At 63.1% G+C, this 9,467-nt stretch carries 8 protein-coding genes; 5 read left to right on the top strand and 3 right to left on the bottom strand.

All coding sequences use genetic code 11. The features are described from left to right. The 3 genes from gcvPA to ACXWUF_RS12675 form a co-directional block, all read right to left on the bottom strand. Nucleotides 1-1,202: aminomethyl-transferring glycine dehydrogenase subunit GcvPA (gene gcvPA / locus ACXWUF_RS12685; RefSeq protein ID WP_458495037.1), on the bottom strand; the 1,202-nt coding region annotated here is incomplete at its 3' end. Between the two features lie 181 nt (nucleotides 1,203-1,383). Continuing rightward, complete coding sequence (gcvH, locus tag ACXWUF_RS12680) at nucleotides 1,384-1,770, bottom strand: glycine cleavage system protein GcvH (RefSeq protein ID WP_458495036.1); 387 nt, start codon at nucleotides 1,768-1,770, stop codon at nucleotides 1,384-1,386. Between the two features lie 129 nt (nucleotides 1,771-1,899). Continuing rightward, entirely contained in the window at nucleotides 1,900-2,580 is a 681-nt protein-coding gene (locus ACXWUF_RS12675; protein ID WP_458495035.1) for a hypothetical protein, read from the bottom strand. A 229-nt stretch (nucleotides 2,581-2,809) separates the two neighbouring features. Here ACXWUF_RS12675 and ACXWUF_RS12670 point away from each other — a divergent pair, with 229 nt between their 5' ends. The 5 genes from ACXWUF_RS12670 to ACXWUF_RS12650 all read left to right on the top strand — a co-directional run bounded on the left by ACXWUF_RS12670 (nucleotide 2,810) and on the right by ACXWUF_RS12650 (nucleotide 9,334). Continuing rightward, nucleotides 2,810-3,208: a hypothetical protein gene (locus tag ACXWUF_RS12670; protein ID WP_458495034.1), complete on the top strand. Its 399-nt coding sequence runs from the start codon at nucleotides 2,810-2,812 to the stop codon at nucleotides 3,206-3,208. A gap of 128 nt (nucleotides 3,209-3,336) precedes the next feature. Further along, nucleotides 3,337-4,587, top strand: coding sequence for a TolC family protein (locus tag ACXWUF_RS12665; protein ID WP_458495033.1), 1,251 nt, complete (start codon nucleotides 3,337-3,339; stop codon nucleotides 4,585-4,587). Next, nucleotides 4,584-5,780 (top strand): efflux RND transporter periplasmic adaptor subunit, encoded by a 1,197-nt coding sequence (locus ACXWUF_RS12660; RefSeq protein ID WP_458495032.1) that lies wholly within the window; start codon nucleotides 4,584-4,586, stop codon nucleotides 5,778-5,780. The genes ACXWUF_RS12665 and ACXWUF_RS12660 overlap by 4 nt, the downstream gene beginning before the upstream one ends. Before the next feature lie 250 nt (nucleotides 5,781-6,030). Beyond that, nucleotides 6,031-9,078 carry an efflux RND transporter permease subunit gene (locus tag ACXWUF_RS12655; protein ID WP_458495038.1) on the top strand — a complete coding sequence of 1,016 codons (3,048 nt, stop codon included), beginning with the start codon at nucleotides 6,031-6,033 and terminating at the stop codon, nucleotides 9,076-9,078. A 61-nt stretch (nucleotides 9,079-9,139) separates the two neighbouring features. Then, nucleotides 9,140-9,334 (top strand): hypothetical protein, encoded by a 195-nt coding sequence (locus ACXWUF_RS12650; protein ID WP_458495031.1) that lies wholly within the window; start codon nucleotides 9,140-9,142, stop codon nucleotides 9,332-9,334. Nucleotides 9,335-9,467: the final 133 nt, after the last annotated feature.

The raw sequence follows: 9,467 nt of genomic DNA, 5'->3' as shown, positions 1-9,467 counted from the left end.
AGCAGCTCCCCCGCCGGAATCGGCGTCCGATACACCGACTCATGGAAAAACGGCCCCTCGAATACCCGCTCCACGCCCTCAATCGCCGCCAGCCGCGCCATCAATAACCCCGTATTGGCATGACAGGCCAACGCCACCCGCCGCAAACCCTCCGGCCCCAGCAAGGCCATGTAAATCGTCGCCGCCGTCACCATCAAACCCTGATTGGTGCAGATATTCGACGTGGCCCGGCCCCGGCGGATGTGCTGCTCGCGGGCTTGCAAGGTGAGCGTGAAACCGGGCTTGCCGTCCATATCCACCGTGCGGCCCGCGAGACGCCCCGGCATCTGGTGGACCCACTCCTTCCGGCAACACAGAAAGCCGAAATACGGCCCGCCCCCGGACAACGGCACCCCCAACGGCTGGCCGTTACCGCACACGATGTCCACGCCGGTTTGCCCCCACTCGCCCGGCGGCTTGAGCAAGCCCAGCGCGATGGGATTGACCAGCGCCACCGCCGCCGCGCCATTGGCCTTGGCCCAATCGGTCAGCGCGTCCACCGGCTCCAATAGGCCGAAGAAATTGGGCTGCGGAATCACCAACGCGGCAATGTCGCTGCCCGTGTAGGCATCCAACGCCGCCAACTCGGTGCAACCGGTTTTGAGGTCGAACGGCAATTCCACCAAATCCAACTGCTGCGCCCCGACGATGGTTTCCACCACCCGCCGATACGCGGGCGGCACGGTGCGTGGCATCAACACCCGGCGCGATTGCGATTTACGGTTGACCCGCACCGCCATCAACACCGCCTCCGCCAGCCCCGACGCGCCGTCGTACAGCGAGGCGTTCGCCACGTCCATACCCGTCAGGCTCGCCAGCATGGTCTGATATTCATACAGCACTTGCAGCGTGCCTTGGCTGGCTTCCGGCTGGTAAGGCGTGTAGGCACTGTAGAATTCGCCCCGACTCGCCACCGCCCACACCGCCGCCGGAATGTGATGCTCGTAGGCGCCGCCGCCCGCGAAGCACAGCAGCGGTTGATTCTGCCGCGCCCGCGCCGCCATCAACTTGGCGGTGTCCATTTCCTTGAGTCCGGGCGGAATAGCCAACTCGCCGCAACGCAGCGCCGGGGGAATCTCGTCGAATAGGTCGTCCAACGACGCCACGTCCAGCGCCGCCAGCATGTCGCGAATATCGGTTTCGGTGTGGGGAATGAAGGGCATGGGGGGAAAGTGGTGGGTGGTGAGTTTCGTAGGGTGGGTTAGGCGCACATCCGATGAATCATGTGGCTGATATTGAATTGGCTGTGCGCCGTAACCCACCATCCCGGTCGGCGCGATGGGTTACGTAGCACAGCAACACGGCCAGGAATATCAAGTCCGTCGTTGCGTGTTCCTATGCGGCTTATTCAATGCCCGCCGATTCCCGATAGCCTTCCGCGTCCAGCAGCTTGTCCAATTCGGCCAGATTGTCCGCCTTCACGGCGAAGAACCACGCCGCATAGGAACCCTCGTTGATGGCTTCGGGCGCGTCGTTCAGTTCTTCATTGACGGCGGCGATTTCCCCGGACACCGGGCTGTAAATATCCGACGCGGCCTTCACCGATTCCACCACCGCCACCGCCTCGCCCGCCTTCACCTTGCGGCCCACGTCCGGCAGTTCCACGAAGACCACATCGCCCAATTGCTCCTGGGCGAAGTCGGAAATCCCGACCCGTACTATTCCCCCGTCTTCCTGTTTCGCCCACTCGTGGCTGCTCGCGTATTTCAAATCGTCCGGCAAATTGCTCATGGTTTGATCCTGCTTGATAAGTCAACGGGTTCCGGCAACTTACGGGAAAAACCGTGGCGGGTAAAGTAGGCGGGATTTCGCACCCACTGCCGATGCGCGGGCGTCCCTGCCGCGCTGGATTCGTCGAATTCAGGGTTGCCCGGATTTCTTGGTCACGGCGTATTTGCGGGTGGCCGTGAACTTGGTGGTCTGTTTGTTTTTGATGAAGCTCACATTGGCGGCGCTATTGCTGGTGAAACCGAGTTTCAGCGCCGTGGTGTCGAGCAGGGAAACCCCCGCGAAGTTGCCGGTGCCGTCGTCGTTGGTTTTCGCCGGGGTGCCCATGAATAGGTTGTATTCCGTGACCTGTTGGTCCACCACGGTGAAGTACGGCACGATGACCGTGGCGACGCCTTCCAGGGTCAGCGTGGCGAACACGTAATAGCTGGTGGTGCCGTCCAATTGCCAGAAACCGTCATAGGCGCTGCCTTTGTAGTAAAAGCTGTGGCTGGCGGTGATGTCGGTGGTCCCGCTGGCTTCAGTCAGATTGCCGGTCAGGCTGTCGCCGCTCACGTCGGCTTCCAGGCTGGCGGTGGCGTCGCGGTTTTGCAGGGACAAATGCTCGCCGCTCATGGCACCCTCGAAGAGATAGCGCACGGTTTTATCAGGCTTCATGTCCACGGCCACGACGATGCCCTTGGTGGACTTCACCAAGAACAGCAGGTCGCCGTTGCTGGCGGACCAGACGCCGTTGACCGAGGTGGCGGCTTCGGCGGACGCGCCGATGAAGGCGCAGAGCAGTAGGGCGAAGATGGAGAATTGCTTAAACATGACAGACTCCCAAGGTTGGGTGGTTGATTGATTCGGACAGCCATAGGTTAGGTCCATCATCGCCGGGCGGCTGTGGCGGGATCACGGGGCCGATGGCAAATAAGCCCCGCCGCCTGAAGGCGGGACTACGAGCCTGGGGCCGTGCGCCGCTTTTTACACGCACCATCCCCGGCACTATACTGTGGGCCTTCGAAGTGAACCGCTTCCAAACCGCTTCCCGCCCTACGCCATGACCCGCGCCCCGCGTCTCGCCCTTTGCCTCCTGTTGGTACTGATGCAACTCCTCGCGCCCTGGGTCCATGCGCACACCGGGGCGGAAACCGGCGGGTTTATGCATTTGCCGGGCTTGGAGGCTTTCGTCGACAGCGAGGAAGGCTACGCCACCGCCCGGCTTGCGCGCGACGGCCTGGATGTCATCGTGGGGGTGCAGGCGGGGACATGGAATCCGTCCGACCCGGCTGAATTCATCCCCGACTCCCAGAATCAACCGCATTTCCCGTCGCCGGGACCGCTGTCGGCCACCGCGCCGCCGGTTGGTGGCGTCGTTGCCGCCGCCGCTCTTCAGCCGCTGTTCCGCTTGCCTCATTTCCGTCCCCATTCCCGCGCCCCGCCGCCGCGCTTGACTTGACTCCGAGCCACTGGCGGGCGTTTGCCTCTGGTCGTTTCGGCGTCCGCTTGTCGTCCTGTCTTATCTTGCCGAATCATTGAGCCGACCCGCGCCCCGCGCTGCCGAGCGGCCTTGTGGAGAATAATGAAATGAAGGTTTTTCCCAGCATCCTGGGGGCGTTCTGCCTGTTTTTCGCCGTGTCCGCCCACTCGGAGGCGCTGCTCGTCGAGCATTACGACGAGTTGAATTTCGACGAGCGCCTGACGCTTAAGCAAGTGGTTGACGCCACGCTTGAAAAGTATCCCCGCAATGCCCTGGTGAGCGCCTTCGAGAGCGAGGCGAAAGCCTTGGAACAGCGCAGCGCCAGTTGGATCGCCGGCTATCCGATGCTCTACCTGCAATGGATCGACGATCTGTTCTCCGGCAATCGCGGTGCCAACGATGTCCAATCCGGCGTGCAGGTGCCGTTCTGGATGTGGGATCAGAAACAAGCCGGCCAGCGAGTGGCGGACGAAGCCCAAAAGAGCGCGGGCCTGTACGCACGGGCGCTCCGCCACGAGGTGGCCGGGTTGGTGCGCGACGCCTTGTGGAATTTGCGCTTGGTGGAGAACCGCCACGAACTGGCCCGGCAAATTTATGAAGTCGCCGAGAGGCTGACCGCCGTGGTGGCGCGGCGCGTCGAACTGGGCGATCTGGCCCGCGCCGATTTGTTGCTGGCGGAGAGCGATCAGTTGGAAAAGAAAACCGCTTTGGTGCAAGCCGAGGCGGAAGTCATGCACGCCCGCAAGGCGTATCAGAACCTCACCCGGCTGGCGCGGGCACCTAAATCCTTCGAGGAATCGCAAAGCCCGTTGCGGCAGTTCGACGAGCAGCATCCAGCGGTGGCGGCAGCGAATGCTTTGGTGGAGCGGGCGCAGGCGGAAGTGGAATTCACCCGGCTGTCGAAGCAGGGCAACCAGCCCAGCCTGCTGGTCGGCACCAACAGCAGCCGGGGCCGCAGCAACGAGCGTTTCGACACCGGCACCAACATCGTGTTGCAGGTGCCCATCGGCGGCGAGGCGTGGAATTCTCCCTACGTGGCGCAAGCCAACGTCGCCCTGACTGAGCGCATCGCCGAGCGGGAAACCATTTGGCGGCAATTGGAGCGGGCGCTGCACGAAGCCTTGCACAATCTCGAAGTGGACCGGGTGGCGCTGGAAATCGCCCAGCGCCGCAAGGACATCGCCGAGACCCAGCTCAAGATGAGCCGACTGGCCTTCGAGACCGGCGAGATTGCCCTCATTGACTATCTGAAGATCCAGGCCAGCGCCCAGGCCGCCATCCGCGACGCGGCGCAGCGGGCCATCCTGGTTCAGCGGGACACGGCGGTTTATAACCAGGTGGTGGGGGTGACGCCATGAAGAAAGAGATTCTGCGCGGCGGACTGTGGGAGTGGGCTTTAGCCCACGCTTGGGGTGGCACGCTAAATCGCGGCCTGAGGGCCGCTCCCGCAATCGCTTTCTGGCTGGCGCTGGCCGTTCCCGGTCTAGCCCCCGCCCAAGAATCCAGCCTCCACCTCACCCCCGAACAAATCAAGCACATCGGCGTCCGCACCGCCGCGCCGGAGCCGGTGTCCGCGATGCCCTTGGCGCGGGCACCGGGCCGGGTGGTGCTGCCGCCCGCCAAGGAATTCGTGGTCAGCGCCCTGCAAGCGGGCGTCGTGACCCACGTCAACGTGCCCCTGGGCGTGAATGTGACCAGGGGCCAAATCCTCGCCGAAATCCGCAGCACCGCCTTATTGGATGTGCAGCGTAGCCTGCTCGACGCCGGGTCGGCGTTCAGCGTGGCAAAGGCGAAGCTGGACCGCGACGAGACCTTGCTCAAGGAAGGCGTGATTTCCCGCCTGCGCTGGCAGGAAACCAAGAGTGACTTCGACCGCGCCCAGGCCACGATGCGGGCGGCGGAGCAAACCCTGTTGGCTTCGGGCATGAGTTCCAGCGACGTGGACAAGCTCAAGGCCAGCCATCAAATCGACAGCCTGCTGGAGGTCTACGCCCCCACCGACGGCGTGGTGCTGGAGCGCATGGCGGTGGTCGGGCAGCGGGTGGACGCGCTGGCGCCGCTGTTCCGCATCGGCAAGCTGGACGAGCTTTGGCTGGAAGTGGACATGCCCCAGGAGCGCTTGCACGAGATCAAGCTCAGCGACCGGGTGAACGTGGAAAGCCCCAAGGCCACGGCCCGCATCATCGAGGTCGGTCAGAGCGTCGATCCGCAAAGCCAGAGCGCCCTGGTCCGGGCGGTGGTCGAACAAGGCGCGGATGAGTTGCGGCCCGGAATGCACCTCAACGTGCAACTCATGCACCGCAGCACCGACCACATTTTCCGGGTGCCGGTGGCGGCGGTGTTCAGCTTCGAGGGCAAAAGCTATGTGTTCGTGAAATCAGCGGATGGCTTCGAGGCGCGGGAAGTGGCGGTGGCCGGGCAGGAGGCCTACAACGTCACGATTCACGAGGGCTTGAATCCTGGCGAGAGCGTGGCCGTGCAGGGCGTGGCGGCGTTGAAGGCGGCCTGGGTGGGGATGCGCGAGGAAGAAGCAGCGGGGCACGAGCATTGAATACACAACAAACCTTATCGTTCCCACGCTCCGCGTGGGAATGCATCCGTGGCCGCTCTGCGTCCCGTGTCAACGTAGTCAGCGTAGGTCGGGCATGTATTCCCATGCCCGACATTTCGCACGAAACCATGGCGTCGGGCATGAGTACATGCCCGGCCTACGGCAACGCGCTCGTAGTCCCGCCTTTAGGCGGTTCTTATATAGCGAGTAGCCGCCTGAGGGCGGGACTACGAGCAAGAGGCGCGAAATGATTTCCTCAATTATCCAATTCGCCCTCACCCAACGGGTCTTCGCCCTCCTCGCCGCTCTGCTGCTGGCGGGCGCGGGCTGGTTGGCCGCCATTAATCTCCCCATCGACGCCTTCCCCGATGTCTCGCCCACCCAGGTGAAGATCATCGTCAAAGTCCCCGGCATGACCCCGGAGGAAGTCGAAGCCCGCGTCACCGCGCCCATCGAAGTGGAAATGCTCGGCATCCCCAAGCAGACCATGCTGCGCTCCATCGCCAAGTACGCGCTCACCGACATCACCATCGACTTCGAGGAAGGCACCGACATCTACTGGGCGCGGCAGCAAGTCGCCGAGCGGCTCAACGGCGCGTGGGCCAATCTGCCATCCAACGCGGAAGGCGGCATGGCTCCCATGACCACGCCGCTGGGCGAGATGTTCATGTTCACCGTGGAAGGCGAGGGCTTGAGCCTCGCCGACCGGCGCAGCCTGCTCGACTGGGTGATCCGCCCCGCGCTCCGCACCGTGCCGGGCGTGGCCGATGTCAACGCGCTGGGCGGACAAGTGCGGAGTTTCGAGGTCATCCCCGACAACATGCGGATGGCGGCGCGGGGCGTCTCCATCGGCGAATTGACGACCGCTCTCAAGACCAACAACCGCAACGACGGCGCGGGCCGCTTGGTGCAGGGCGAGGAATCGCTGCTGGTCCGGGCCGAGGGGCGCATCGTCGATTTGGACGACGTGCGGACCATCGTGGTGGTCCAGCGCAACGGCATTCCCATCACCATCGGCGATGTGGCCGAGGTGCGGCTGGGCGCGCTGACCCGCTACGGCGCGGTGAGCCAGAACGGCCAGGACGAAGTGGTCGAGGGCTTGGTGCTGAGTCTGCGCGGAGCGAACGCCCGGCAAGTGGTGGCGGGCATCGAGGCCAAGCTGGAAGAACTCAAGTCGGCCCTGCCCAAGGACGTGAACATCAGTGTGTTCTACAACCGCGCCCATCTGGTGGAGAAGGCCACCCACACCATCATCCACGCCTTGGTGGAAGCCACGGTGCTGGTGCTGATCCTGCTGCTGGCCTTCCTGGGCGACCTCCGCGCCGCGCTGACCGTGGCCTGCATCCTGCCCATGGTGGCGCTGTTCACCTTCCTGTTGATGCATCAATTCGGCCTGACCGCCAACCTGATGAGCTTGGGTGGCCTCGCCATCGCCATCGGCAAACTGGTGGACCCGGCGGTCGTCGTCGTCGAGAACATCACCTCCCACCTCGCTGAACACGGCAAAGCCAACCGGCTGCCCCGGCTGCACATCATCTACCGGGCCATGCGGGAAATCACCGCGCCGGTGGTGTCGGGGGCCATCATCATCGGCATCGTGTTCGTGCCGCTGTTCTCGCTGGAAGGGCTGGAAGGCAAGCTGTTCAAGCCGGTGGCCTTCACCAACGTGTTCGCCATGACCGGCTCGCTGATTTTCTCGCTGGTCGTCATCCCGGTGCTGGCCTCGTTCCTGATGACCAAGGTTAAGCATGAGGAACCCTGGCTGGCCCGGAAATTCCTGGCGCTGTACCGCCCGGCGCTGCTGTGGTCGCTGGATCATAGCCGCATCGTGTTCATCTGCGCCGGGTTGCTGCTGCTGTCCACCGGATTCGTCTACACCCAAATCGGCAAGACCTTCATGCCCACCATGGACGAGGGCGACATCATCGTGCAGGTGGAAAAGCTGCCGTCCATCACCCTGGAGCAGTCGGTGCGGTTGGACGAGGAAATTCAGAAGGCCATCCTGGAACACGTCCCGGAAGTGACCCGCATCACCGCCCGCGTCGGCGCGGATGAAATCGGCCTGGACCCGATGGGCCTCAACGAAACCGACACCTTCATGGTGCTGAAGCCGCAGGAGGAATGGCGGATGAAAAGCAAGGAGGCGTTGATCGACGAAATCCGCAAGGTGCTGGACACCGTTCCCGGCATCGCCTACGGCTTCACCCAACCCATCCAGATGCGGGTGACGGAGATGCTGACCGGCGTGCGCGGCGACGTGGCGGTGAAGCTGTACGGCCCGGAATTGTCGGTCTTGAACGCCAAGGCCGAAGCCATCGCCGGGGTGATGAAGAAGATTCCCGGCGCGTCCGACGTGTTCACCATCCGCAACAAGGGAATGCAATACCTGGTGGTGAAGGTGGACCGGCTGGCGGCGGGACGGCTGGGGCTGGATTCGGATTCGCTGGCCGACACTTTGCGGGCGCAGATCGAGGGCTTGAAGCTGGGTATCGTCCAGGAAGGCGTCCGCCGCACGCCGCTGTTGCTGCGGGGTTCTGGCGAACCGGCCAATATGTCCACGCTGCAAATCGCGTTGCCGGATGGGCGGCGGGTGCCGCTGTCCGCCGTCGCCAAAATCGAGCCGGTCGAGGGCGTGGTGGCGGTCAACCGTGAGCGCGGCCAGCGCTATACCTCGGTGCGCAGCAATGTGGAGGGGCGGGATTTGGTGGGTTTCGTCGAAGAAGCCAAACAGGCCGTGACGGAGAAAGTGTCGCTGCCGACCGGCTACACCATCCAGTGGGGTGGGCAGTTCGAGAACCAGCAACGCGCCGCCGCCCGGCTGGCGGTGGTGATTCCGCTGTCCATCGGGCTGATTTTCCTGCTGCTGTTCTCGACCTTTGGGTCGGTGCGGCAGGCGGGGCTGGTGCTGGCGAATGTGCCGCTGGCCTTGATCGGCGGGGTGTATGGGGTGTGGATTTCCGGGGAATATCTGTCGGTGTCGGCCTCGGTGGGCTTCATTTCGCTGCTGGGCATCGCGGTGCTGAATGGCGTGGTGATGGTGAGCTATTTCAACCAACTCCGCGCCTTGGGGATGCCGATGGACGAGGTGGTGGTGACGGGGGCCATGCGGCGCTTGCGTCCGGTGTTGATGACGGCGGGGATTGCGGCGTTCGGGTTGATTCCGCTGTTGTTCGCGACGGGGCCGGGGTCGGAGATTCAGCGGCCTTTGGCGGTGGTGGGTGTGGGGGGGCTGTGTACGTCTACGTTGTTGACCTTGGTTTTGTTGCCGATTTTGTATCGGCGGTGGGGGGAGGGTTGAAACCTTCCGCTAAGATTTATTCGCCGAGGCTACCACAAAACAGTTTTTTAGGAGTTACGCCGTGAAAACAAATTATGATCGTGATTGGTTGCTTACCAAAGCGAAAGCAGAGGATGGTTGCATTATTTCCGTAGGTGGCTTGGTAAGCCGGGTCATGGCGGAAATAAATATAGACGGGGAGTGGCGGGAGCAGTATCAAAAGACGGGTAATGCCGATGCCGTTACAGAGGATATCCCCGAAGTAGTTGTTCCTTAGCTATTTGGTCCCGTGTGATTATATTCCGGTTAGAAGCTATGCTCTCTTCGAGGCGCGGAGCCTGCTCCGCGAGGTATTCAATTCACTGGCTTGAGGCTCCGCCATGCTGATCCGTCTCCACAAGAACGCCCGC

The sequence above is a fragment of the Methylomagnum sp. genome, from assembly GCF_054333355.1.
Note: the sequence above shows the minus strand (reverse complement) of the source record. Positions and strands in the feature narration are given on the sequence as shown.

What these genes read in the sequence shown, in the direction of transcription:
- gcvH (WP_458495036.1), bottom strand. Translation starts at nt 1,770, where the DNA reads ATGAGCAATTTGCCGGACGATTTGAAATACGCGAGCAGCCACGAGTGG.
- ACXWUF_RS12675 (WP_458495035.1), bottom strand. Translation starts at nt 2,580, where the DNA reads ATGTTTAAGCAATTCTCCATCTTCGCCCTACTGCTCTGCGCCTTCATC.
- ACXWUF_RS12670 (WP_458495034.1), top strand. Translation starts at nt 2,810, where the DNA reads ATGACCCGCGCCCCGCGTCTCGCCCTTTGCCTCCTGTTGGTACTGATG.
- ACXWUF_RS12665 (WP_458495033.1), top strand. Translation starts at nt 3,337, where the DNA reads ATGAAGGTTTTTCCCAGCATCCTGGGGGCGTTCTGCCTGTTTTTCGCC.
- ACXWUF_RS12660 (WP_458495032.1), top strand. Translation starts at nt 4,584, where the DNA reads ATGAAGAAAGAGATTCTGCGCGGCGGACTGTGGGAGTGGGCTTTAGCC.